The sequence below is a fragment of the Candidatus Poribacteria bacterium genome, assembly GCA_021295755.1.
In the GTDB taxonomy this organism is placed as follows: domain Bacteria; phylum Poribacteria; class WGA-4E; order WGA-4E; family PCPOR2b; genus PCPOR2b.
On sequence record JAGWBT010000013.1, the window covers coordinates 30,109 to 55,959 of the forward strand.

General features: G+C 47.8%; 21 protein-coding genes. 15 read left to right on the top strand and 6 right to left on the bottom strand.

Annotated features, from left to right (window positions below; genetic code table 11):
* Positions 1-6: 6 nt before the first annotated feature.
* Together J4G02_03075 and J4G02_03080 are read right to left on the bottom strand one after the other, a co-directional pair.
* Positions 7-609, bottom strand: a complete 603-nt coding sequence (locus J4G02_03075; protein ID MCE2393577.1) for a Uma2 family endonuclease — start codon at positions 607-609, stop codon at positions 7-9.
* A 432-nt stretch (positions 610-1,041) separates the two neighbouring features.
* Positions 1,042-2,583 (bottom strand): D-aminoacylase, encoded by a 1,542-nt coding sequence (locus J4G02_03080; protein MCE2393578.1) that lies wholly within the window; start codon positions 2,581-2,583, stop codon positions 1,042-1,044.
* A gap of 177 nt (positions 2,584-2,760) precedes the next feature.
* Here J4G02_03080 and J4G02_03085 point away from each other — a divergent pair, with 177 nt between their 5' ends.
* Complete coding sequence (locus tag J4G02_03085) at positions 2,761-3,225, top strand: hypothetical protein (protein ID MCE2393579.1); 465 nt, start codon at positions 2,761-2,763, stop codon at positions 3,223-3,225.
* A gap of 21 nt (positions 3,226-3,246) precedes the next feature.
* On the opposite strand, the gene J4G02_03090 is transcribed toward J4G02_03085, so the two are convergent.
* The 4 genes from J4G02_03090 to J4G02_03105 form a co-directional block, all read right to left on the bottom strand.
* Positions 3,247-4,143, bottom strand: a complete 897-nt coding sequence (locus J4G02_03090) for a phosphoribosylaminoimidazolesuccinocarboxamide synthase (GenBank protein ID MCE2393580.1) — start codon at positions 4,141-4,143, stop codon at positions 3,247-3,249.
* 1,025 nt (positions 4,144-5,168) lie between these two features.
* Entirely contained in the window at positions 5,169-6,089 is a 921-nt protein-coding gene (locus J4G02_03095) for a hypothetical protein (GenBank protein ID MCE2393581.1), read from the bottom strand.
* Positions 6,082-6,900, bottom strand: a complete 819-nt coding sequence (locus tag J4G02_03100; protein ID MCE2393582.1) for a hypothetical protein — start codon at positions 6,898-6,900, stop codon at positions 6,082-6,084. The genes J4G02_03095 and J4G02_03100 overlap by 8 nt, the downstream gene beginning before the upstream one ends.
* Positions 6,901-6,929: 29 nt before the next feature.
* Positions 6,930-7,694, bottom strand: coding sequence for a sugar phosphate isomerase/epimerase (locus tag J4G02_03105; protein MCE2393583.1), 765 nt, complete (start codon positions 7,692-7,694; stop codon positions 6,930-6,932).
* A 197-nt stretch (positions 7,695-7,891) separates the two neighbouring features.
* On the opposite strand from J4G02_03105, the gene J4G02_03110 reads away from it, so the two are divergent.
* From J4G02_03110 to J4G02_03175, 14 genes are all read left to right on the top strand, one after another.
* Entirely contained in the window at positions 7,892-9,436 is a 1,545-nt protein-coding gene (locus J4G02_03110) for a hypothetical protein (protein MCE2393584.1), read from the top strand.
* The gene (locus tag J4G02_03115; GenBank protein ID MCE2393585.1) at positions 9,433-15,780 is read left to right on the top strand and encodes a T9SS type A sorting domain-containing protein; all 6,348 of its coding nucleotides are present in this window, start codon (positions 9,433-9,435) and stop codon (positions 15,778-15,780) included. The genes J4G02_03110 and J4G02_03115 overlap by 4 nt, the downstream gene beginning before the upstream one ends.
* Before the next feature lie 144 nt (positions 15,781-15,924).
* Entirely contained in the window at positions 15,925-16,581 is a 657-nt protein-coding gene (locus J4G02_03120) for a redox-sensing transcriptional repressor Rex (protein ID MCE2393586.1), read from the top strand.
* A 9-nt stretch (positions 16,582-16,590) separates the two neighbouring features.
* Positions 16,591-17,544, top strand: coding sequence for a porphobilinogen synthase (gene hemB / locus J4G02_03125; GenBank protein MCE2393587.1), 954 nt, complete (start codon positions 16,591-16,593; stop codon positions 17,542-17,544).
* Positions 17,545-17,563: 19 nt separating this feature from the next.
* Entirely contained in the window at positions 17,564-18,847 is a 1,284-nt protein-coding gene (hemL, locus tag J4G02_03130) for a glutamate-1-semialdehyde 2,1-aminomutase (GenBank protein MCE2393588.1), read from the top strand.
* Between the two features lie 101 nt (positions 18,848-18,948).
* Entirely contained in the window at positions 18,949-19,935 is a 987-nt protein-coding gene (locus J4G02_03135; protein MCE2393589.1) for a polyprenyl synthetase family protein, read from the top strand.
* 130 nt (positions 19,936-20,065) lie between these two features.
* Complete coding sequence (locus J4G02_03140; GenBank protein ID MCE2393590.1) at positions 20,066-21,265, top strand: hypothetical protein; 1,200 nt, start codon at positions 20,066-20,068, stop codon at positions 21,263-21,265.
* 74 nt (positions 21,266-21,339) lie between these two features.
* Entirely contained in the window at positions 21,340-22,116 is a 777-nt protein-coding gene (gene ccsA, locus J4G02_03145; GenBank protein ID MCE2393591.1) for a cytochrome c biogenesis protein CcsA, read from the top strand.
* A 10-nt stretch (positions 22,117-22,126) separates the two neighbouring features.
* Positions 22,127-23,449, top strand: coding sequence for a glutamyl-tRNA reductase (locus J4G02_03150; GenBank protein ID MCE2393592.1), 1,323 nt, complete (start codon positions 22,127-22,129; stop codon positions 23,447-23,449).
* A gap of 14 nt (positions 23,450-23,463) precedes the next feature.
* Positions 23,464-24,000: a HindIII family type II restriction endonuclease gene (locus tag J4G02_03155; GenBank protein ID MCE2393593.1), complete on the top strand. Its 537-nt coding sequence runs from the start codon at positions 23,464-23,466 to the stop codon at positions 23,998-24,000.
* A gap of 3 nt (positions 24,001-24,003) precedes the next feature.
* Complete coding sequence (locus J4G02_03160; protein MCE2393594.1) at positions 24,004-24,294, top strand: HindIII family type II restriction endonuclease; 291 nt, start codon at positions 24,004-24,006, stop codon at positions 24,292-24,294.
* Between the two features lie 8 nt (positions 24,295-24,302).
* A complete protein-coding gene (locus tag J4G02_03165) occupies positions 24,303-25,229 on the top strand; it encodes a site-specific DNA-methyltransferase (GenBank protein ID MCE2393595.1) in 927 nt (308 codons plus the stop codon).
* 105 nt (positions 25,230-25,334) lie between these two features.
* On the top strand, positions 25,335-25,475 hold the full coding sequence (locus tag J4G02_03170) for a hypothetical protein (protein ID MCE2393596.1): 141 nt from the start codon (positions 25,335-25,337) through the stop codon (positions 25,473-25,475).
* 44 nt (positions 25,476-25,519) lie between these two features.
* On the top strand, positions 25,520-25,851 hold a 332-nt coding region (locus J4G02_03175; protein MCE2393597.1), incomplete at its 3' end, for a hydroxymethylbilane synthase.

A 25,851-nucleotide genomic window follows, 5' to 3' on the forward strand; every position in this document is an offset into this window, starting at 1 on the left:
TTCGCTTCATTGATCGACAGATCGACTTTTCAGAGAGGTAAGCGGAACCAAGAGATCGTTGACGACAGGCTGCCACCCGGGCAACACGTGGGATTGGACTCGCGCGCCATTGCTGAATCGTTCAACGGTCTTAGATGAATCAGAGATGAATTGCACCACTTCAATCGTGCCCTCCCTTGAACGTACAAGCCAGCACTCATCAACCCCCATCCGTTGATAGTCCGCGAGTTTGTCCGAAACGTTTTGTTGCGATTCGCTGGGGAAGACAATTTCGACGACCAGATTTGGTGCGATGTCAAGGAAAGGCAGGGTCTCCATATCCTCCAACCCCAACTGTGTAATCCGTTCAAAACTGATGTAAAGTACATCTGGTTGTCGAGTCCGCAACGGTGCTCGACTAATCATGATGTCAACGGGGGCATACACGACAAGCCCTAATAGGTGCTCATCCACATAATTCGCCATCGGTTGAAAGATCTTTCTCGAGTGCCATTGGTGTCCAAACAGCGGTGCAGGCTCCATAATCAGCTTCCCGTCAATAACCTCATATCGCTGCATGGTTTCTGGCAGCGCGAGGTAGTCATCGTAAGTCAAGAGTGCTTGTTTCATCTAAAAAACTCCTTTAGCGCGGAAACCCAAGCATTTGAAGAAAATAGAACCTAGTACTCAATCAGATAAGTTTTGCAATTATTATATATGTTATCGTTTGCTTTCAATCAATATACACAACCATAATTTGCCTGACAGTGTACTAGTAGGAGTTACGCACTTCAGTTCTAAGAGCGGATAGGGACGTAGATTTCGCTGATTTTCGCAGACAAAAAGAGGAAAAAGGATAGAAATCTGTGTTCAACCCCGTTTATCGGTCCCATTTGAATCTTAAATGCTGATGGGATGGACTTCATCAGGTGCTTGCGGTGATAAATCGCCGAACTACAGGTATCTGAGTGTTCAACTGCGTAAGTCCTAACCTAGGACACAGAGACGGAAAAAAACTGGTGCCCTTGCGACTTTGCGTTTTATCACATTTCACGCATTACATTAATGTCGCACTACGCGCCCCGGCAGTTGCCCTGTGGGGTTTCCATCGTCGATCACGGGAACCCCGTTGACCAATACCCAGTTGACACCGGCTGCCGGCTGCACCGGATCCTGCCACGTTGAACGGTCAGCAACGGTCTCCGGATCGAAAACAACCAGATCGGCAGCCAAGCCTTCGGCGATCCGCCCACGGTCTTTGATCCCAAAACGCGCCGCCGGAAATCCACTCATCTTGTAGACCGCCTCATGTAAGGACACCAGTTGACGCTCCCTGACGAAACGTCCAAGATACTGCACGAAGCAGCCGTATCCCCGTGGGTGCGGATGGGGAATATCGTAGACGCCGTCGCTAGCAATCATCATTCGCGGGTGAACAGCTGTGCGGTCAATTGTCACCTTATTATTTTCTGGCGGCGTCTGCCAAGGAAAAACGAATGTCTCTATCCCTTCCTCTTCAAGCATCAGATCGTAAGCAAAATCCTCGCGGGACTTGCCCACACTCTCGGCGGCTTCCGATAAGGTCATACCGATGAACCGACCGGAACGGGTATAGCCGACAATCTGATCGCCTCGTCCCAACTGCTCCCGGATATGGGGCAGGCACTTTTCCCGGACCTCCGACCTTTCCATATTTGCCAAGACCTCTGTGAGGCTTCCCGCTTGGAATTCCGCCGGCAGCATCAGCGCGAGATGGGTCATCCCTGCGGGGTACAGATAGGATTCAAAAGTCAAATCAATTCCCTCGCGATCTACCTGCTCAAGCAACGCAGCGCTCTCGTCATCTACCCGCTCGTGAGAGATATGGACGGGGATGCCCGATTGTTGGGCAAGTTCAAAGGTCTCTTCCCACGCTTTCTGCCGTCCAAGGATTCGGTAACGGATATGCGCGGCATAGATTGCATCGTATGAAGCTGCCAACTTGCACAGAGTCACAAGTTCGCGGAGATCCGCATTGGCACTCGGCTGGTAGTCAAGCCCCAAGCAGAGGCAACCTGCACCCGCTTCCAACCATTCACGGGTTGTCTCCACCATGGCAGCCAGTTCTTCATCAGTAGCTGGTCGGGGATCCCACCCCATCGCTCCCAAACGAACAGCGCAATGCGGCACCTGTGGATAAACGTTGGCGGGAGTATTGCCGGGGAAAATGCTCAAATAATCTTCGACAGTATGCCAATCAAGGTTGAGTTCCGCATCCCCAATCGCAAACTGCGTATAGCGCCACATCTCCTGCGCTGTTTCAGGGGGAAGCGGTGCCCATCCAAACCCATCCGGGGCAGTAAGCTGAGTAGTCACACCCTGACGGACAGCTCCCAGCTGATCTCGACCACCCAACAGTGAAATTTCCGAATGAACATGGACATCAATGAAACCGGGACTTATGACCTGTCCGGCCGCATTGATACGCTGGTTTGCCTGTGCGGAATCTAATTTTCCGATGGCAGCGATCCGATCATCAATGACACCTACGTCAGCGGGGAAAGGCTCGTGCTCGCCTGTGCCATCGACAACCTTTCCACCATGAATAATATAGTCAAACTGCATCAAGTACTCTCCATTAATATGTTGAGGAGATTATTCTGCTAATTATTTTTAATTTCTGATAAATTCAGATTTTCGATTGACAGAGAAAAAGGAATCAAGTATGATTTAGTCCGGCTTAAACATAAATCCAAGTTGCTTTGAACCCCGATTGTAGTATCGGGGAGGAGAAATGCACGAATGCACAATAAATTTCATCTTTTCGGTCTCTTTATAAAACTCTTTCTGATTGGCATCATTTTTGGTGGATGCGATGATGCGGGCTCAGGTGGAAGTGAATCGGTCAGCCTACTCCGGGGTGAGCCTGTGATTTTGGACTCTGCCCTCGCAATTAATGTCAGCGATGATCGCCCGGATGGAATTATCAATTCTTTCTTTAGGGACGAACGGATCTACTTATGGGTGTTTTGGGTGAACGTCGAGGGACGGCATACGGTTGAAGTCAACTGGTTTTCGCCGGAGGACGACTTAGACGCTCCACCCTTCCGAGAGGACCAAGAAACCTTCACCTCCTCAACGGGAGATCAGATTACGTGGTTTTTTATCGATCCGCCTTCGAGTGGTTTTCCTGAAGGCGACTGGCGTGTTGAGATTCTCTTGGATGGGCTGTTTGAGCGGAGTCATCTGTTCTTTGTCAATGAATAGGGCAAGATACCATCCATAGTTTTACATTAACTCCCGCCCAACAATCAGGCGATATGCCTCTAGATATTTTTCGCTGGTTTGACGGATGACTTCTGCCGGCAATTCAGGTGCCGGGGGCTCTTTGTTCCATCCAACATCACTCAGATAATCACGGACATACTGCTTGTCAAAACTGGGTGGAGAGCTACCGGGCTTATATTCGTCCTTGGGCCAAAAGCGAGAGGAATCGGGAGTGAAAACCTCATCAATGAGAATCAGTTGACCGTCAATCTGCCCAAACTCAAACTTGGTGTCGCAGAGGATAATCCCGGACTTTTCGGCATGTTCGCTTGCGGCTTCAAACAGCGCAAAACTGGTCTGGATAATCTTTTCGGACAACTCCTTTCCAATCTCCGCCTCCATCTCTGCGATTGAGATGTTCTCATCGTGTTCCCCCTGCTCCGCCTTCGTGGCGGGCGTGAAGATAAGTTCTGGCAACCGCTCCGATTCGGTTAGCCCTGCCGGTAGCTTTTCCCCACACACCGTTCCATCCGCTTTATACTCCGACCACGCCGAGCCCGCAATGTATCCCCGCACGACGCATTCGATATCGATTCGATTCGCTTTCCGCACCAGCATTGACCGCCCTTTAAGCACCTCCGCGTCGGCCTGCAGCACGCCAGGATACTGTGAAACATCGGTGGTGATGATGTGATTGTCAACGATTGATTTCGTGTAATCAAACCAGAACTCAGAGAGTCCGGTCAGGATTTGTCCTTTGTACGGAATCCCATTCGGCAACACAACATCAAATGCCGAGATCCGATCCGTTGAGATAATTAATAATTCATCACCGAGGTCATAAAGGTCTCGGACTTTACCTTTGTTAGCGAGATCAAGGTTCGTTAGGCTTGTTTCTGTGATAGCGTTTTGTGACATCATTCACTCCAGTAAATATAGAATTTTGGTGCTAAGATAAATTATGGTAATATCGTCTACGCTACGCCATTTGCCACGTGGCGCAAAAGGCGTACTTTCAGCATTTTGTGAGACTATCTTCCTCAATCCTTCTTTGCAGGGGTTTTAGAGTTCTTCCCGGCGGGAGCAGGATTCACGGTAGGTTTTGAGTCAGGTTGTTGACTGGGAAGTTTTTTGATTGGTGGATCTGGCCACGGTTCCAGGGGTTTCACCTTCACGATAAAATCTTCATTGAGAGATTTATCTTTGGGATTTTTCTTACCACTAGACACGGTTACTCACCTCCTCTTTCAGCAAGATTCAATCTTTTTTTTGATTCTAAAACCTCATCGCGATATCGCTTTAGTAATTTCTTGTTACGTGGAAGGTCTGGCGCAGTGTTGTCTTCTTCACCTTCCATTTCATTCCGGATTCTTCTATATTCCTCGACAAGCTCTGGGCTTGTTCGACCTAACAATAAGTCCTCCCATAAATTTTCATATGCCCTACTTATTCGCGACCATTTTCCTCTTATAGTAAACACGAGAAATAAGGAGACATTTACCAATAACTCCGACCCGATCGAAGTTTCCGAAGTCCCCCTGATAACGGTTTCCCCCTTGATAAGGGGGGCTAGGGGGGTTGGGGGATTTAAATAATTCTAAACTTTACTATAAATTGGACATTTCTCCGATTTTTTTCTGCCAATTCACTATTGGAAGCGCGATTGCAGTAATTGCTGAAACAGCAGAGAGACCCTTCCATAAAATATCAACCTCATTCCAGATACGCCAACCCGCTACCGTAGATGAGGACATTATTGCTAGAAATATCTTTGTATATTTATCCCACGCGGAGTAACGTCGACTTAAATGGTCCCAGTATCTAAAATTTAAATCCGCGTCCAACATTGCCTCCCAGACTACTTGTATGATGTATTCTTCACTTGCTTCCGGTGTCTGCATCTTTTTATATTTCCCATCAACTGCTAAAATTGAGCAGAACCATTAACTGACTAAAGCTCTAAAAACAGACAAGCAATATTTCCAGTATTCGACTGCGTATTTTTTGACTTCCTCCGGCTGACCTACCACTTCCATATAGCTCCGAATCCAGTTAAACAATAGGTCTTGAGATGCCTTTTTGACGGTGCAGCCTTCTATATCATAAGCGATATTGCAAAAATTGTCCAGATCTTCTTCATCTAGATAGAAATCAACCTCACGATATAGGACTAAATTGACCATCAGCGCAATCGTGATTTGGCGGGAGGTATCACTTTCGGCGTCCGGAGGATAGTCAGCGGCAAAAATTTTCTCTTGCGGTAATGCTTGGAGGTAATTGAATCGGAGATTGATATAATCTAGCTGTTGATTGGCAATGTTGATGTCGGCGAGACTCGTCAAGGACCGGGGGTTGGCGGATAGCTGATTAAATGAAACCTGTGCAGCATCAATTGCGAGTTTCTTCCCGATAATTGATTCCAGAAAATCGCTTTCCCATTCATTATAAGCGGGGATCTGCTCTTGCTCGACAGCTTGCGTCGCTGGTGGGATGAGGATCGCCTTTTCAAGTGTATTTTGGGAACGTTCCGTCAACTTATCAACAAGCGTATTGCCAATTTGAAAGAACCTAATCAACCGATTGCTGTTCAACAGGCGAACCGATTTGTCGAGCGCGCCTCCGCAACCGTATTCCAATCCTAAACTTGTCAAGGTAAACGCTTCTTGAATCTGCCTTCGAACCTCCGAGCGCGAGGAGAGGTCTTCCACTTTGATTGCAATCAACTTTTGAGCAAGGGAGGCAATATCGTGGTGAATTTTGTCTAGATGTGTAGGTGAAATCTGCCCCGTCTTTTGTCCATGTGCGAGTGTTTGGGCGAGAAATAACCGACTATCGTAATGGGTCAGTGCGTCAACTTCAAGCATCTTCCGATTCCTCGTCAACTTTAGACCCCTGCTTGTCTTCTAAATCCAGTTGATCGAGGTCTACTTTTTCGAGAATCTCTGCTTCGGTGATGTCAATGCCAGCTGTTTTATCGCGTTCCCTGACTCGTTCTTCCTGTTCCTCTTTCGCGCGGTCAAGCGCCCCCCAGAGTTCCTCACCTAACTCATCTCCCCGATCTAGCCCAAAGAGTTCATACAACACACGAACGAACAGGTCGGCATCCGCTTCCCAGATTGCATCTATGATGGCCTTTGCCCGTTCATCTGAGTAGTCAATGCCCGGTGTTGACGGATCGACCAATCCCTCCTCAATAAACAGTGCTTTGAATTCTTCGTCCATCTCAACGCGCTCACGCAACAGACCGCCGAGAATTCCGACATCAATTTGGGAGAGCATCTCTCCAAGTTCATCCGTCTCGCACTCCGACAACTCAAAGAGCCACAAATCAAGTGTTTTTTCATCGAGTTTGCCGTTGCGCCACAAGACGAAATCCATCATATCTTCAAACTGATCGGACGACAGACACGGTAGCAGCGCGGACGCTGTCCCTGTACCAAGCCTTGTGTCCAAAATCTGCAACACATCTTCCATTGGACTCATCTGGATTAACTCGGTACAGTCTGGCACAAGATAATACAACTCCTCTCGCGCCTTAGTATCTCGTACGGAGGAGATGAGTTCCAGTTGCTGGTCTATTGTGTAGCTTTGAAACAGCACTTCAGCCGCAGTCACCGGCATCTTTAGCAGCTTCTCAGCTTCGAGGTATGGGTTGATGAGCCTTGCACTACTCACATTTATATCTTTCTTATTGATTGGAAATCTTAGTAGTTCTCTCGGACAAAATTCAGGTTCTTTATTGCCGAAGCTATTGGATCGCTGTTTGCCGGTGTTTCGAGGACAAGCCAACCGTCATAACCAATTGCGTGTGTGGCTTCAATAACAGCAGAGAAATCAACTCCACCTTCGCCGGCGTGGCTTCCTGCGGTGTCTTTGATGTGCATCTGCGCGATAGCATTTCCAAGCTGGCGAATCTCTTTGGCGGCGTCATATCCGCGTCCCGTGGCGTTGCCCATATCGTAATAAACACCCACCGCCGGGGAGTCAACCAGATCAAGAATCTGTTGATGTTCAGCAGCAGTTAACGTCGATTCCAACGCGAGGCAAACGTTATGTTGTTCCGCCGTTGCTGCAGCAGCCTGCACGCCGTCAATGAAACGTGGCGACGTTATATGCTCCGTTTCAATCTTGCCATCGCCGAAGAACGGCACAAGAATGACCCGCGCCCCAAGTTCTGGGCAAACCGCTGAGAGGTGTTGCAACATCGCGATTCCTTCGGCTCGCGTCGCATCGTCTGGGTGGGCAAACGTATATGCAGTGAAACTGCCCGGCGAGAGTGCCGGTGTTTCAATGCCAGCCGCGTCGGATAATGCCTTGATGTCGTCCACACCGGACTCGCTCCAAAGTGGGTGCTCACGATAATTGGCACCGATACATATTTCCACGCCGTCAAAGCCAATCTCTTTCGCTTTGCCGAATACCTCTTCAAAGGGCAAACCCAACATTCCGTCTCGGATGCCAACTTTCATATTTTTCTCCTGTCTGTATGGATGAATTCATAATGGGAAGAAATTATTTCTAAGTCTAGTGTCGATATAATAACATTTTTAAATTATTGGTGTCAAGAGACGCATGAGAGAAACCCTCTGGAGATTAGTTTGGCAGACGATTTTCGATTGCCCACCACCTCAAACCTGTGCTATCATAACAGCGAGGAGAGAAGGCAATGAAATACCATAAATTGGAGTGGAAATGCTTTCCTGCGAAGCAACAGATTTTTTGCACTTGTTGTTTGCTTTTTATCCTAATTGGCGGTGCTGTAGGGCAGCGGTTGAAAACTGATCCGGCGGAGATTGAGAAAATGATGCAGTTGCCTCAAGATGATTGGTTAAATCTAACACTGATGGGCACGAAAATCGGGTATGCTCATATCTATATGGAGAAATCAAGATATGAAGGTGAGGAGGCCATTCGGGTGCGTGTTGATATGGTGATGGACCTCAAGCGCACTGACACCGGATTAAGACTTGCAACAACACGAATCTCATACGTTGGTATGGACCTCGTCCCGCGCTATTTTATTATCACCTCCAACGAGACAGGGCAAGAGAAGTATGTCGAAGGGCGCATCAGAAATAGTGTCGCCTATCTAGAGACAAACCTTGCAGGAAAAATAACCCACGCCCAAACACCTATTTCAGCCGATACGATTTTTGAACAGATGATCAGTTACTTTGTCCTGCAACGTCGTATCCAAATCGGTGATGTACATACCTTGCACGTATTCAATCTGGACCTCATGAAGCCCGTGAAAACAGATGTCAAAGTCCTCCGAAAAGACCAGATCGAATTTGAGGGCAAGACAGAGCCGGTTTATGTCGTCAGGTACACAATGGACATCATGGGCGGACTCACGACAACTCAGTGGTTGGGACATGAGGGTACGACTTATCGGATGGAAATCGGGTTGATGGGACTAAATATGGTTCTGGCAAAGACCGATATGCAAACGGCACTCGGCGAATCGGGAGAAATTGATGTTATCCTGAATACAAAGATCTTCGCCCAAGGGGAACGCCCAACTCCCCATGCACGTCGCCTCAAAGCGCATTTGCGGTTGACCGAGGGACAATTGGATAAGGCAGTCATGATCGATAGCCGTCAGAAACTGAAGGTTGATAATGACCCCCGCCATGGAATACTTGAAATCAATATACCTGAGATGAATCAAGACGCAGCACCAAACTTGCCAATACAGGATCAACAGGGCAATGAGGAACTCACGCAATTCTTGAAATCAACCGTATATATCCAAGCGGAACACCCAGCAATTCAGTCAAAAGCCAGTGAGGTAGTTGATGGGGAGACGAATGCTTGGAAATCCGCAGAGAAGCTATGTCGATGGGTGTATAAAAATATCCGTGACAAGAATCTGAAAATTGGGTTCGGCTCGGCATTACAAACGTTAGAATCGCTGGAGGGAGACTGTACGGAACATACAGTTCTAATGATTGCAATGGCACGCTCCGTTGGTATCCCTGCGCGGGTGTGTGCGGGGCTTGTATTTCAACGTGACGCTTTCTACTACCACTTTTGGCCCGAAGTGTATGTGGGCAAGTGGGTTGCGATGGAGCCAACGCTCGGTCAAATCCAAGCAGACGCAAATCATATTCAACTCGCCGGCAGCGAGTTGGAATCCGATTCTATGCTGGAGTTCGGCGAAGGAGTGATGCGAACTCTAAATCAGCTTGAGATCGAGGTGCTTGAGTGAAGCGCAAGGAGAATGCGAGAAAACGAGTCCTATTTTCCCGTTTTTCCGTTCTCTATTTTTCACGTTTCACGCATTACGTTTCACGCATTACGTTTCACGTCCGGATTTATCGAGAATCCCCGCTTCGCGGGACATCATGTCTCACGTTTTATACACTTCTAATCTTCTGGCTTTCCGTCACTGTTGCTGCCGCCAAACCTCCGCTTCAGATTATCCAAGCAAGTACGGATAGTTTCCTCATCAAATTTGAGGTGCCGACGCTGCAATCTAGTTCGCAAGAAGTCAATGGACGCACTTTCACGAGTATCTCTTTTAGGGGAGCAACCCTCACGACAGATGTAGGACGCCCTAGCCTGCCTGTTTATCCAGAATTAATTGGCATTCCCCTTGATACCTCACCGCATGTGACCGTGATTGATTCTCGACTGGAAGTCCGCCAAACCGAGCGCGTTATCCCCGCCCAACCACCGGGACTTGCCAGCCTCCAACCGACGTTCATCATAGACAGGGACTTTTATAGACGGGATCGGCCGCACCCAACCAAACTGGTCGAAGCAATACCGCTTGGACTTATCCGCGGACAACGGGTCGCACGACTCCAAATCCAGCCGATTCAGTATAATCCCGCCAGATCACAGCTCAAAATCTATCACGAGTTATTAATCCGAATCGACTTCAATTCTACGCCCACCCAATCCTATCAAGGCTCAAAGCGGCTTGTTACCCCTTCCCTCATCATAGAACCTTCGCCAGCTTTTGAACAACTCTTTCGGACAAAGCTACTCAATTATAATCAGGCAAAGACATGGCGAGATCTTCCCCAAAGTGTTCCTGCTGCCCCAGCGGTGCAGCGCGCTAGCGAACCCTCGAACAGGTATAAAATCCGAATTAGCCGAACAGGAATGTATCAAATAACATATAGCGAACTCAGACGTGCCGGTGCCAATCCCATGGGTATTGAACTTGGAACCTTTAGAATGGAGAACCGTGGACGACGAGTCGGTCTTCATATCTTTGACCATAATACAAACGATAGGTTCGATCGGGACGACTCGATTGTTTTTTACGGGGGTGCACTAATCGGGGACAGGTTTACCGACACCAACGTGTATTGGTTGAGTTGGGGCGGCGTTGGCCGTTCACAGGTTGATGTTAGAGACGCTGCCCCAAAAACGTCGAACGCGCCTACCCCGTTTGCGTTCAAAAAAACAGCACGCTTTGAACAAGATCGTAAGTATGACCGGCTGCTTGATGTGAAATCTGAACAGGCAGACCACTATTTCTGGGAAAGTCTGACAGGCGGAACAGACAGTAGATTCAACCAGAAGCATTTCCCGATTCAACTACCTCATGCAGTAGGTAGGCAAATAAATCGGAATGCCGAGATTCGGATTAAGTTTCAAGGGGTATCGCGCGAAAGGAACGCCAGACATCAGGCGCGTATTTTGCTTAACGACGCACAACTTGGCCAAGTTGCCGAGTGGCGGCAGCAGGAGGCACCGTTAGTTGTGCGTAAAATTGAACCGCGTCAATTTAGTAATCCAGAGAACATGAATGTTCTGAAAATTATAGCCGACGACCGTAACAGCACGCCGGCAGGAGAACCTGATTTTTATCTGGATTGGTTTGAGATCGATTATTGGCACATCTTTGAGGCATCCGAGGGCGGGCTTGCGTTCAACTCAGAAACCGAACCACGAAGAACTGAACGCGTTCAGTACCGTGTGACAAACTTTCTTCGTCCAGAGGTTGATGTATATCGGATTCAAGACGACAGTATTGTTGCAAAACTTGTTAATGGTAGGCTTGAACGCAAGGACGGGACTTTTCAACTAACCTTCGAGGATAGTGTAACAGCGCCAACTGGCTACTTTGCGCTTGAACGAGGACAATACGCCCAAGTGGATCGCATTGCCCTCGCCAAACCGTCAATAATCAGCAATCCCGCGAACCAAGCGGATTACATCATTATCGCTCACAGCAAGTTTATAGATGCCATCCAACCCCTTGCAGCCTATCGGCGGTCACAAGGCTTATCCGTCATGATCGCTGACATCGAAGAGGTGTACGATCAGTTCAACCACGGAATTTTCAATCCCATCGCCATCCAGAAGTTTTTACGCCACGCCTACACCCATTGGCGTGTCCCTAAGCCGACATACGTCCTGCTGGTCGGCGATGCGCACTACGATTACAAAGGAGCAATTGTTAAGCGATATCGCGATGCACTCAACAGGGACTACGACCTTCACCCAATCTACGTGCCAACCTTTCACGGTTGGGCACCGGCGAGTGGGGAAACCGCAATCGACCACCATTTTGTCACTGTCAGTGGCGACGACCCATTACCGGATATGTTCATAGGACGACTCCCGGTACAGTCACCACACGAATTGGAGGAGATGGTAAAAAAGATTATCAATTATGAGGTAAAGCGGCAGCCCGGCTTATGGCAAGGCAGGCTGATGCAGGTCGCAGATAACGAAGTGAACAACGTTGAGGACGACATCTTTGAGCGAGCGAGCAAGCAGCTTATTGAGGAATATATCCCTGTCGGCTACGACACCCGCAAGGTGTACCTGCGACAGATTGAGAGTCCAGAACGCACCAATCAAGCTATCCTAACGACAATTGATGAGGGCGTTCTCGTTGTCGAATATTCGGGGCACGGTGGTACTCAAACGTGGGCGGATGAGGGTATTTTTCGTATTGCGGACGCGGAGGGCTTACGAAATGTGCACCTACCGTTTATCATCACAACAACGTGTCTCAACGGGCAATTTGATCAGCCTCTACAATTCGGGCAACGCAGTTTAAGCGAACAATTCTTGATGGGCAGTGCCGGTGCGATCGGTGTCTTGAGCGCGACCCGTTTGACCTACGCAACAGTAAATGCAAAATTCGATAAAAATCTCTTCACCTCGATCTTCACTGTTAAACCTTCGACACTCGGCGCAATCATCGCCGACGCAAAAACACAATTTATGATGACTGCACCCCAACTGTGGATCCCCGGCGTAACGCAGTACACCCTCTTCGGTGATCCAGCGACGCGCCTTGCTGTGCCAGAACTGAAAATTCAGGCCGAGTTGGAGAGGGTTGTGGTCGATCCAAACAAAGAGCTGATCATCCGTCATAATATTGTTGGTCAGCATCAAGTGTCGCCAATTACAGGAGCAATAGAGCTTCGCAAGGCGATCGATTTCAGCACAGGAACAATGTCGGCACTAGCCCTGTTTGTTAACGATCTAGACGATGATTTGACCAACGATCTCCAGCAACAACGGAACAATATTCAAGTATGGCAGGGCGAGTTTGGCGCAATTCGTATTCCTATTCCAGAAGATGTCCCCTCCGGACAGGGTATTGTTCGCCTCTTCGCTTTTGATGATCAGCGGACAGCGGTTGGAGGGGTGAAATTCTGGACGTATCAACCCGCTATCTTAGAAGTACGCGAAGATATTGATCCACTCACTAACACGCTGAACCTCTCCGTCCTAATAGTAGACAATGAAGACCCCGCAGGACTCAAGTTGATAGAAGTGGCTTGGACTGACACCGTGGAATCCAAGGAACGCACGGTGGCGATGATACTCCATCCAGCACCGCCTCCCCCTGCGGTGGACGGTGGACGGTGGTACAAGCTGCAAACCGCAATTCCCTTACCGAAAGGTGGACAGACGGTACAGTATCAAATCGTGGTAACCGATAGCACGAATCATACCATCAGGACCGACAAAAAATCACTCAGGGTGCCCGAAGGAGCGAATATCGCTATTGCTTCAGCAGCGATCGCTCCTCTCCGCTACACCTTTTCAAAGGAGAAAAAAGCCCATACACTTACCGCCAAACTGATTAACGATGGCGGGCAACAAATTGATGTCCCCATTGAAGTTTGGTTCGCTAAAGAAGATCCAGATCGGGATGGGGACGGTCAAATCGATCACGGTGCGGATGTGCTTGGACGTGTCTTGGTCAGAACCGATGCATGGCATTCGGGGACAACGTATTTGCAAGAAACAACAGCAACGTTAATTCTCGCGAAACCGCTATCTACCGGCTCTCATCAAGTCTATGTCTTTGCGGATCCAGAATCGCCCGATGATGATCACGAAGATGGGGTTATCGGCAAGCTTGATGAACCACGTTCGTTTGATAACAAAGGGTCCGGATCTTTTGTAGTCAACGAATTTATCTTGAAAGCGAATGAAGACCTAACCGCGTCCAGTTTGGATCGGGTATTTGACGCGGTATTTCCGATAGGAGCTACCCCTGAACACATAACAACGATTTCCGTCAATACAATCGAACCGCCCATCTCATTTCAACCCGACCTCCGCTTTGTTTCGCTTCCTCGTGTATCGGCATTGCAACGTGGTGCATATCAAGTTGAATTGTATTCTGACTCTGAGCAGTTGATCAAACCTGCTGCGCTCAAATTCCGTTTCGATATAGAGGCTTTGAAAGCTCGCTTGCAGACAAATTGGGGACTCAACCCTGAAACAGAGGAATCCAATTCTGTATTACATAGAGAGACCGAAAAACTCACAATCTATCAATGGGAAGTAGATATCAACGCTTGGAAGCGGCTTCCCTCCGAGATACTGCGCGACAACACTGGAAAATTGGTATCGGAAAAATTTGTGACATCACCACAAACCGAAAATACAAGCGTTCAGAAATTACGGACCTCTTATATTCATGTCAATCCAAACCTCACGCCGGCGGGGAGATGGGCAGTCCTTCTCCTTGATGCAGATCGGTATCGTGTCCTGTTTCAGCGAAAAGGCAAAAGAAAAATCGAAGAACTTGAGCCAACCGGGCGCATCGGTCAAACCCTCAGAAACGAGGGATTGGGGATCGAGTTAGATATCCCCCGACTTGGGGCAACAGACGGGCTAGGCAGAAATCTAGTCTTTGAATTCGGCGATGTACTGACCTTTGAAACCGATGCTAGTCCGAACGGGGAGGTACACCTTTCTGCGCTACGGAGCACCAACCGAGGCGAAGGCTCTGCGCATGTGAACATCAGGACGAAGAATCAGATCACTGGTAAAGAGGGTCAGTCCGATGTCAGTGACTGGCTGATTTTCTTCCGGGATAGCGAACACTTTGAGATACGAAATGCGCGAAACGAGTTGGCGCGCCATGCGACTGGAAGCCCCGTTGTGGGGACGGTTAATCAACTTTTGATTCTTGACAACCTTGGAATCGAGGTGTTCGTTAAGTCTACAATGGATTCGGGATTTAAAGAAACTGACAATCCGCCGTTCCAGTTTGGAGACAAGGTCAAGTTCAGCAAAACGATTGTAGGCATCATTTCCACAAAGACCAGAGAACTTTCCACTTTTGCGCTGATGCAGAGTTCTGACCAAGAGCCTCCCAAAATCCAACTCTGGGTGGACGGAGAAGTACCTAGGCCCGGCAGCACCATTCCACCCCGTCCGCAAATCTCTCTCCTCTTGACGGATAAAAACGGAGTGGATATGGACAGCGTCAACCTAGCGGTGAGCAAGGATGGAGGAACGTTTGATACAATTGAGAATTTCGAGATTGGGAACGGACAGGTAACATCGGTTTCCATCCACTACAAACCAACGCTGTTCATCGGCAGCTATCGTTTCAGAGTCAAGGCAAACGATCTCACCGGGAACGTACTCAGCGGGGAGAACGGATTCCGTGAATTTACCTTCTCTGTGGTGGAGCAACCCGACCTTGAACCACCAACGGTTGAAATCCTCCTCAACGATGAAGTCTTGGTGGACGGGGAGATTCTACACGAACAACCAAAATTTGAGATTTTGATTGATGACGCAGGCGGAATCAGTCCAACGACGATTCAACTTGCTTTCGGTCCAACAACCGGTCCGCTGTTTCCATTGCCTGAAAACCACTACGAGCTTGAGTTCAATGTTGCCCAACCAACGCAAGCGCGAATTGCTTTTGAGCCTGACCTATCAAATGACGAGTATCAACTTCAAGTCCTCGCCGCAGACGATAGTGAAAACACAGCCGAATCGAAAATCTACCATTTCCACCTTGAGGAGCCCGTGTCTATCACTCGTCTATTAAACGTGCCGAATCCCATACGCACTAACACGGTTTTTACCTATAACCTTGCACAGGCACCAGACCAAGTCACAGTTAAGATCTATACGGTGAGCGGTAGGCTTATCCGAACAATCGAAGATGCCTCAGCGAGACGGGGCTACAACGAAACCGATTGGGACGCTCGTGACGAGAATGGCGAACGTTTGGCAAATGGTGTTTACTTTTACAAAGCTATCGTTAAAACAGGTGCACACAGAATCGAAAAAATCGGACGATTGGCAATTTTGCGCTAACAGTGTAAGCCGATCTTTGAATCGGCGAATCAGGTTCCAATTTTGAAGTTTTGACTCATTTCTAACGATTTGCTTTTACTTGCGCTTTATATGGAGATCGGTTATAATGTACTGATTTTTTATATAGTTTGCGGTCAGGTCATAATGAGCTCAAATGCTTCGCTTATTCTGAACTATGAAAACATCTCCCAAGCCACAATCAATCGCCTCTCTTTGTACTCCCGGCTTTTATCAACGCTTGCACTCGAAGGGGTCACGGTTGTGTCTTCAAAGGAGTTATCAGGACGCACCGATTTTACAGCGACTCAAATCCGAAGAGACTTAGCTTATTTTGGACAATTCGGGAAGCGTGGGATCGGCTATGAGGTTGCTGCGCTTAAACAAGCCATTGACAAAATTCTCGGCGTTCATGTCCCTCGAAAAGTTGCACTCATCGGTGTCGGTAACTTGGGAAGTGCTTTATTGGGGTATCGCGTACTGCGGGAACACAATTTTGAGATTGTTGCGGCATTCGATAATGATTCAAGTAAATGGGATCGGGGCATCAATGACGTTGTGATCCAGAACATCGCAGAGCTTCCCGCAACCGTGCAATCCAAGCAAATTGAAATTGGCATTATTGCCGTGCCGCTCCATGCGGCGCAGAGCGCACTCGATTGTCTCGTTGCAGCAGGGATTAAGGCGATTCTTAATTTTGCGCCAGCGCACCTGACCGTTCCACGTCATATTAAACTGAGAAATGTTGATTTATCTATAGAGCTTGAAGGGCTTTCTTACTTTTTGCAGCATCAAGCGCCATAAGGAGTATCTATGAGTCACTTTCCGATTTATCGCCCGAGACGGCTCCGTGCTAACGAGAACCTCCGGCGGCTTGTTCGAGAGACACAACTTGCCGTTGATGACTTAATCTACCCGATGTTTGTTGTCCATGGGGTTGATGTTGCATCGGAGATCCCATCAATGCCGGGGTGTTACCAATACTCAGTCGATCGACTCGTCCGGGAAGCAAAGGAACTGGCAGCCCTTGGCATTCCGGGCACACTCCTATTCGGGATTCCAGAATCCAAAGATCCGGTCGGCTCCGAAGCCTACGCCGACGATGGCATTATTCAGCGTGCTGTGCGAGCGATCAAGGACGCTGTCCCTGAGTTACTCGTAATCACAGATGTTTGCCTTTGCGAATATACGGATCACGGCCATTGTGGTATAATCCATGAGGGCGAGGTACTGAATGACCCCACGTTGGAATTATTGGTTAAAGAGAGTTTGTCCCATGCCCGCGCCGGTGCAGATGTCATCGCACCATCCGATATGATGGACGGACGAGTGGGGGCAATCCGCGAGGCATTGGACGACAACGGATACGATCAAACTCCCATCATGGCGTATTCCGCAAAATATGCATCCGCGTTCTACGGCCCCTTCCGAGAAGCGGCAGAATCCGCTCCACAGTTTGGTGATAGGCGTGCGTATCAGATGGATCCCCCGAATGTGGAGGAAGCGTTGCGGGAGGTTGCCTTAGATATTGAGGAAGGTGCGGATATCCTCATGGTCAAGCCTGCGCTGTCCTATCTTGATGTGCTCAGTCAGGTAAAAACGCATTACGTGAGCGGGGAATACTCAATGATCAAAGCCGCGGGACAAAACGGTTGGATCGACGAAAAGCGGGTTGCGTTAGAGGTGCTCACCAGCATCAAGCGTGCAGGCGCAGATATAATCTTGACTTACTTTGCAAAATCGGTTGTGGAGTGGCTCGCAGAATAAATGAAAGGGAGAAAACAAGTTGAACAACGCCAAATCTTTGGCAGCATGGCAAAAATCACAGCAACTTATTCCCGGCGGCGTTAATAGTCCGGTAAGAAACTTTAATAAGGTTGGTGGTAGTCCACTCTTTATCCAGCGTGGTAAAGGTTCAAGGGTCTATGACATCGACGGTAACGAATATATCGACTATTTGGCATCATGGGGACCACTAATTTTAGGGCATGCACATCCGAGCATTCTTGAGGCAATTCAAGGGGTGGCAGAGAACGGTACCAGCTTCGGGGCGGCAACGCCATTAGAAACGGAACTTGCTGAACTGATAGTTGACGCCTGCCAGTCAATCGAGATTGTTCGATTGGTCAACTCCGGCACAGAAGCTACAATGAGCGCAATCCGCGTGGCACGGGGATACACTGGGCGCGATAAGGTCATCAAAATGGCGGGTTGTTATCACGGGCATGTTGACTCACTCCTCGCCGAAGCGGGGTCCGGGGTTGCAACCTTCAGCGTCCCTGAGTGTATGGGCATCCCGGCAGATTTCACACGACACACCCTCGTTGTACCGTTCAATGACGTTGATGCCGTGCGAGATACAATTGAAGCGAATCCCGATCAGATCGCCTGCTTGATTCTTGAACCGATCGCAGGCAATATGGGTGTGATACCGCCGCATGACGGTTACCTTCAAGAATTGCGCGAGATTACCACCGAATACGGCATTCTGCTCATTTTCGATGAAGTGATCACCGGATTTCGTGTAGCGTACGGCGGGGCACAGACCCTCTACGGAGTTACCCCCGATATGACCTGCCTTGGCAAGATCATCGGCGGAGGAATGCCGGTCGGTGCGTACGGAGGAAAAAAAGAGATTATGGAAAATGTCGCGCCACTCGGTGGCGTCTACCAAGCAGGAACATTATCGGGCAATCCGCTTGCAGTATCCGCTGGAATCGCAATGCTGAAAGCGCTTTCCGAGCCTAATGTCTATGATCAACTTGAGACACGCGCTGCTACCCTTGCAGAGGGACTCCAAGCAGCCACCAAACGCCACGGAATTGACGCTTGGCACAGTCGAATCGGTTCGATGTTGATGTTCTATTTCACAAATGAAACCGTCGTCGATTACGAGGGCGTACAGACCGCGGATACCGAGCGTTACGCACCTTATTTCTGGAATTTGCTTGAGAAAGGGGTTTATGTCGCGCCATCTCAGTTCGAGACCGGCTTTGTTTCACTGGCACATTCTGAGGCAGATATAGACCAGACAATCCAAGCAGCCGATGAAGTGTTATCAAGACTTTAACATATGAAAGGGAGATAAACGGAGAAACAAAAAGGAGCATAACGTGAAAGTTATAGGCGAAAGAATCAACCTTCACGTTTCACGTTTCACGTTTCATATCCATGCTAACACCAAGCCTTAGCGAAATTTGTCATTTTATTACAGACGACTTACAAGCTGTCGAAAAAAAACTTAGCGAGAAAACTACGAGTCATTACGATTTTGTTGATCTTGCTGTCCAGCATGTGGTCGAAGGGGGTGGAAAGCGGCTGCGCCCAATCCTGTTGTTGCTCTCCGCCAAAGCATGTGGGTACCAAGGCGAGGATGCCCATACGCTTGCAGCAACTGTTGAGCTAATCCATGTCGCATCGCTCGTTCATGATGATGTACTTGATGAAGCACCTATGCGTCGGGGACGTGAAACATTGCATTCTAAATGGGGCAATAAAGTGGCGGTGCTCGTCGGAGACTATCTTCATGCCCGCGTGCTTTCGATGCTCGTCAATCGACGTGCCGATGATCTCGCGATGGCGCTTCTCTCCGACGCGACACATTCGATGTGTGAAGGGGAAGTCATCCACGCCTATAAAAATGGGGATTTTGACATTTCGCAGGACGACTATCTAAAAATCATCGACCTGAAAACGGGCAAACTTATCACTGCCTCGTGCGCGATGGGAGCAGTACTTGGAACACAGGATTCGCAAATTACCCAAGCCTTGACAGAATATGGGGAAGCGATCGGCGCAGCATTTCAGATTATTGATGATCTCCTCGACCTCGTGGCAGATGGAGAAACGTTAGGCAAGGAACCATTTAACGACCTACGTGATGGAAAACTGACATTTCCGATGATCTATGCTCGTGAAGTCTGTACAACCGAGGATAGGACGGAACTCGAACGAATTTTTAGTTTACAAATGGATGAGGCTGGGGCAATCGAATGGATCGAAGCGCTGCTTGAACGCTATCAGATTCAGGCACATTCCCGTGGGGTTGCTCAAGAATACGCCGACCACGCGAAATCTGCTTTGAATGTGCTCCCTGAAACGCCTGCAAGAGATGCACTTGCTCAGCTTGCGGACTACGGTGTGTCGAGGGATTGGTAAAAAAATAATACGCAACGAGTAATACGTAAAGGATTATTTACACAACCACCGTCATTTCGTAGGCACGTTTTTTTACGTCTTACGCATTATCCTTCATAGAAACAGTGGGTACAGAGAAGAACGGGCTATAATGCCCCAATGTGCTACCTTTGATATCATGTTCTATCCAGCGTATCTGAACCTCCAAAATCGTAAATGCCTCGTTGTGGGGGCAGGGCTTGTTGCCGAACGAAAAGTGCTTTCTCTGCTGCGCAGCGGCGGGGATGTAACATTAATCAGTCCCGAAGCGACGCAAGCCAATGCGGATTTGGCACAGCACGATCGGATTGCATGGTATAAACGCCAGTTTCGGCCCGGCGATACGGAAGAGATGTTCCTTGTCTGTGCGGCAACCGATCTGCCGGAAATCAATACACAAGTATTCAAGGAGGCACACGAAGTATACGGAATCAACCTTGTTAATGTAGTTGATGTGATCCCTGAATGCACCTTCGCAGCGGCATCCGTAATTACGCACGAAGACCTGACGATTAGCATCTCTACAAGCGGCAAGAGCCCTGCGTTGTCTAGGCGCATCCGAGAATATCTTGAAGCAAAATTCGGAGCGGCATCTCTTTACGATGAACCATCTGAGACAAATTTCAATCTGCCTCTCAAGGGGGACGGACTTCCGTATCCGGTCTATTTTCTGTTGGAGAATCGCCATTGTGTCGTAATCAGCAATTCAGAGGAGATAACACAACCCCTCGCGCAGAGATTAGACCTATTGTTGCGGTGCGGTGCATCTGTTGAACGAGTTGCTCCGAACTCCGACAACTTAGAACATGTATCAGATGCTTTTCTTGTGTTGGTTGACGATTGCAAGTCCAAAGTTTCTGACTTCGCCGATCTCAATCGGCATCAACTAATTGAATGCATCAATACTCCAAGATTTAGTACATTCACCACGCCTCCTCTGGTGAGAGACAGCGATTTGATTATCAGTATCTCCGCCAATCATATTCAGGCAATCGACAAAGGTGTAAACGGGAACCGTAAAATCGAGTCTGTACAAACCCAGCTTGCCCATCAGTTTAAAAATAACGGTTATGGGAAGTTTATCGATTTTCTCGGTTCGCTACGACCTATGGTGATGGAATCTATCCTAACTCAAAAAGGTCGCCAGCAATACTACGATCACCTTATCGATCAGATTCCCGGAAATGAAGGGCAGAAATGCTGCTTAGGCTTTGAAGCCCCTAGCTGTGCGGTTGAATGCACTTTCAATATGATCCGTAGCGGGCGGATCGACGCTGCTCGCCAATATGCTCTTCAACGGGTCCGTGAATAAACTTAGTAGATACGCTTCTTACATTTTATGTCACAATGAATTCACAATTCTTTTATACGCTTTTGCTAGTCTATTTGGCAGCAAGCATACTTCACATTCTTTTCCTCGCCACTGGGAATCGAAGGATTGCGCAATTCGCCTACTGGCTGACGATAGGAGGGTTTTCGCTACACTCGTTCTTTATCGTACTGCGCTGGCGGCATACAGGACATCTAACAGCGCATTGGTATGATTCAACCTCCTTCTTAGCATGGGCGATTATTTTGATTTACCTGTGCATCGCATACCGGACCCGTCTTCGCACGATTGGGGTTTTTGTAGTTCCTGCTGCTTTTATAGCCACTTTAGTCGTTTACACGCTACAAACTCAAGAAAATACTGCGATTCCCGCTTATTTGCAAAACTACTGGCTCCTCGCCCATTCTTCTGTTATCTTTCTGGCTTACGCTGCATTCGTCGCCGCGTTTGGGTTTGGACTGATGTATCTGATTGAAGAGAAGAAAATTCGTGAAAAGCAGCACACACTCATCTTTAATCTCCTGCCCGCGCTTGGCCGCTCCGATGAGCTTTGTCACAAGTGTATCTTCGTTGGCGTAATTTTGATGACGATGGGCATTGTTATTGGTGTACTCTGGACACAGTACACCATAGAAGTTAAATGGACATGGCTCGATTCAAAGGTTATCTTCACAATCGCCACATGGCTTATCTATGTGTTACAACTCAGTATCCGCCAAATTCTCGGTTGGCGCGGGCGTAAAACCGCCTATTCTGCAATTATCGGTTTGGCTGCTGTGTTGTTCACCTATGTAGGCGTTAATCTTTTTTTACCTAGTATACACGCATTCTAACATTTAACAGATGAATCAAATTGTCACTGTCGGCACCAGCCATCATATTGCATCGCTCGATTTTCGAGAACAGTTGTCGTTTTCTGAAAGCCAGCTTACAGAGGCTCTCCAACTTTTAAGCGAACATCCCGACGTTCGAGAGGCAGCAATTCTCTCGACCTGCAATCGTGTCGAAGTCTATGCCGTGACTCACAGTAAAGAGGGTTGTGCTGTTCTTTTCGATTTTCTATCAAATTATCATCAAATCGAGCCGCAACAACTGGACAAGTTTACATATAGCCACCAAAATCTCGATGCAGTTCGCCATCTCTTTAATGTAACTGCAAGCCTCGATTCCATGGTTGTCGGCGAGCCTCAGATTCTTGGTCAGGTGAAAGAGGCGTATGCCCAATCACTCGCTGCTGGTGCAACCGGTGATATCTTGAATCGCTTGTTTACCAAAGCACTAAGTGTTGGCAAGCGCGTCCGAACTGAAACTAACATCGCCGCCGGTGCGGTGTCTATCAGCTATGCATCGGTTGAACTTGCTAAGAAGATTTTTCAAAGCCTAGAAGATAAAACGGTCACTATCATCGGTGCCGGTGAAATGAGTGAATTAACAGCCCAACACCTTGTGAAGAACAATGTCTCGAAAGTCATCGTGGCAAACCGAACATATCAACGTGCAGTCGACATCGCGAAAAAATTTAATGGGATTCCCCTAGCGTATGACGCCGACCTAAGTTTCCTTGTCGAAGCAGACATTGTGATCAGTTCAACCGATGCACCGCATTACCTAATTGATCGGCATTCACTTGCAGAGATTATGAGACAGCGGAAGCACCGCTATATGTTCCTGATTGACATCGCTGTACCGCGTGATATCGATCCTGAAGTGAGCAAAGTAGACAACGCCTTCCTATATAATATCGATGATCTTGAGATGGTAGTCGCCTCAAACCTCAAAGACCGGGGACATGAAGCAGAGATCGCAGCGCAGATTGTCAAGGAAGAAGTCGTAAAATTCCAGTCACAGTTGCAAGCCTTTGAAGTCAATCCGACGATCAAAGCACTCCATCAGCAATTTCAGGGAGTGGTTTCAAAAGAGTTAGCAGTCTGTCTTGACAAAGCGCAGCTGACTCCTAAACAGCAGAAGACGGTTGAAGCTATGACGCAAGCGATTATCAAAAAATTGTTGCATCAACCGACAGCAAGTTTGCGGCAGGTCGCTTTGAATTCTGATCTTATCGGGGCAATTAATGATAGCGATGGCGAACATGTGCAGTATGTTCGCGCGCTGCAGGAATTGTTTGATTTGGAAAAGGCAGCAAATACGAATGACGCAGAAAACTAAAGCATATGGTACGGATGGATGTAGTCAATTTGATTCTCGAAATCGCTGGATCGGAAAATGCTTTCGACATTTTGGAAGAACAATTTTCAGAAATCACGAAGGATAAGTTGAGTTCAAGTCTATTAGAATGTGGAATTATTCCTGAGTTATTGGAACACGACTCATCTGAAGAAAAGTTATGGGCTAAATACTGTGACATCCTATTAGCGCAAACATGGACGCATTTGTCTATTCCTGCCGAAGTTTTAAGAGCGAGAGGTGACTCTGCTGACGTTTTTGGAAGAACTCATAATTGTAGTATTGTTGGTGATGCCAAAGCATTCCGCCTGAGTCGCACAGCAAAAAATCAGAAGGATTTTAAGGTACAAGCACTAGACGATTGGCGCAAAAGTAATACATACGCTTGTCTTGTATCACCGCTTTATCAATATCCTCAGCGAGCAAGCCAAATTTACGGACAAGCAATTGAGCGAAACGTCACCTTGTTATCATACACCCATCTCAAATTTCTACTTGATTGCACTGATGGACAAAATCTCGATCCCCTTTAGTGTATAGGCAATGAGCTACCAAAAAGCAAAAATGCCCAACAGTACTGGGAAGTAATTGATGAGACAACGCGTAAAATCGCTGGTGAAAGCGAAGAGACACTCAGCAGTTATAAACAGGAAACAATTGATAAAATCAAACAACTCGGTAAAGAAGGCATTGATTATTGGGAAACAAGAATAGCCGATTATAAGAAATTATCCCAAGAAGAAGCAGTAGCAAGACTGATTAAGGCAGAAAAAGTTGAAGCTAAGATCTCGACAATACAAAAGGCGATTGAAATTGTTCAATCGTAAAAAAACTGATGGACACATTACTTGATAAAATTATCCAAGGCGATTGTATAGATTGGCTTCCCAAAATTCCACCGGAATCTGTTCACCTCTTCCTCTCGGATATACCTTACGGCATCGGATTGGACGATTGGGATGTTCTACACAATAACACAAATTCTGCTTATCTCGGTCAATCCCCGGCGCAACATGGCAAAAGTGGCTTCAAAAGAAGAGGAAAACCGATTCGGGGATGGAACGCCGCTGACAGGAACATTGTCAGAGACTACCAAAAATGGTGCGATCAGTGGGCGCAACTCGTTTACCCCGTCATGAAAAAAGGGGCAAGCTTATTCGTGTTCGGTGCACGTCGAACCATCCACAGAGCAATTATTGCGCTTGAGGATGCTGGTTTTCTGCTTCGTGACGTTCTTATTTGGAAAAAGGATTCTGCTCACCATCGGAGTCAACGTTTGGAAATCGTCCTGAATAGAAGGGGAGAAGAAAAGTTATCAGAAAAGTGGAAGGGGTGGCGGATAGGCAATTTAGCACCGATCTACGAACCGATTGCATGGTTGTTTAAGCCGTATGACCACACAATTACTGACAATATCATTGAAAACGAAGTTGGAGGGATGAATATCGCCGAATGTTTAATCAATGGCAAAAGTCCTACCAATGTGTTAGAGATTGACTTTCGCCCCAACGAAACACGAGTACATGAAGCACAGAAACCTGTTGCTCTAATGGAATACCTTATTAGACTCACGACGCTTGATAATCAGATTGTGCTAGATCCCTTTATTGGAAGTGGAACGACTGCAATTGCATGTCGTAACTTGAACCGAAGGTTTATCGGTTTCGAGATTAACGAATCCTATTATCACAGTGCCCTCCGCCGATTGGAAACTGAAACGAAGCAATTACGGTTTCTACATGAGTCGGCCGGGGCAGGCTAAACCATTGGGAAATTCGCTGGAATCCACTTCGACGAGTCGCAAACGCTGATACAAACGAATAAAGATTGTAGCTGATGTTATACAAACCTGATCAAGGAACCTACAATGGAGACATTCGGAATTATCGGAATGGCACTTGGAATGACTGGCTTTCTCTTTGGCATGTTAGCTTATGCTTTGACTGCTCGCCTCCAAGGACGGATAGAACGTTTGGAATCTGAACTTGAAAAATTGAGAGCTGAATAGTGTCGCTTGAATTGCTTTATCGGTTTCGAGATTAACGAGTCCATATGAAACAAACTATCACCATCGGCACACGCGGCAGCCAACTTGCTCTCTGGCAGGCAGAATATGTGAGGAAGCGTCTGAATGATCACTTTCCCAACCGCTCGATTGAACTCAAAATCATCAAGACGACGGGGGATAGAATTACAGACCGCTCTCTCGTCGGACTCGGTAAAGGAGTTTTTACGAAGGAGATTGAAATTGCGCTTTTGGACGGCACAATTGATCTCGCTGTCCACAGCATGAAAGATCTGCCGACAGATCTGCCTGACGGGCTCTGTATCGCCGCTATCCCCGTGCGCGAAGACCCTCGCGATGTGCTGGTCACGCAGTCTGG

What these genes read in the sequence shown, in the direction of transcription:
- J4G02_03075 (MCE2393577.1), bottom strand. Translation starts at nt 609, where the DNA reads ATGAAACAAGCACTCTTGACTTACGATGACTACCTCGCGCTGCCAGAA.
- J4G02_03080 (MCE2393578.1), bottom strand. Translation starts at nt 2,583, where the DNA reads ATGCAGTTTGACTATATTATTCATGGTGGAAAGGTTGTCGATGGCACA.
- J4G02_03085 (MCE2393579.1), top strand. Translation starts at nt 2,761, where the DNA reads ATGCACAATAAATTTCATCTTTTCGGTCTCTTTATAAAACTCTTTCTG.
- J4G02_03090 (MCE2393580.1), bottom strand. Translation starts at nt 4,143, where the DNA reads ATGTCACAAAACGCTATCACAGAAACAAGCCTAACGAACCTTGATCTC.
- J4G02_03095 (MCE2393581.1), bottom strand. Translation starts at nt 6,089, where the DNA reads ATGCTTGAAGTTGACGCACTGACCCATTACGATAGTCGGTTATTTCTC.
- J4G02_03105 (MCE2393583.1), bottom strand. Translation starts at nt 7,694, where the DNA reads ATGAAAGTTGGCATCCGAGACGGAATGTTGGGTTTGCCCTTTGAAGAG.
- J4G02_03110 (MCE2393584.1), top strand. Translation starts at nt 7,892, where the DNA reads ATGAAATACCATAAATTGGAGTGGAAATGCTTTCCTGCGAAGCAACAG.
- J4G02_03120 (MCE2393586.1), top strand. Translation starts at nt 15,925, where the DNA reads ATGAGCTCAAATGCTTCGCTTATTCTGAACTATGAAAACATCTCCCAA.
- hemB (MCE2393587.1), top strand. Translation starts at nt 16,591, where the DNA reads ATGAGTCACTTTCCGATTTATCGCCCGAGACGGCTCCGTGCTAACGAG.
- J4G02_03135 (MCE2393589.1), top strand. Translation starts at nt 18,949, where the DNA reads ATGCTAACACCAAGCCTTAGCGAAATTTGTCATTTTATTACAGACGAC.
- J4G02_03140 (MCE2393590.1), top strand. Translation starts at nt 20,066, where the DNA reads ATGCCCCAATGTGCTACCTTTGATATCATGTTCTATCCAGCGTATCTG.
- J4G02_03150 (MCE2393592.1), top strand. Translation starts at nt 22,127, where the DNA reads ATGAATCAAATTGTCACTGTCGGCACCAGCCATCATATTGCATCGCTC.
- J4G02_03155 (MCE2393593.1), top strand. Translation starts at nt 23,464, where the DNA reads ATGGATGTAGTCAATTTGATTCTCGAAATCGCTGGATCGGAAAATGCT.
- J4G02_03165 (MCE2393595.1), top strand. Translation starts at nt 24,303, where the DNA reads ATGGACACATTACTTGATAAAATTATCCAAGGCGATTGTATAGATTGG.
- J4G02_03170 (MCE2393596.1), top strand. Translation starts at nt 25,335, where the DNA reads ATGGAGACATTCGGAATTATCGGAATGGCACTTGGAATGACTGGCTTT.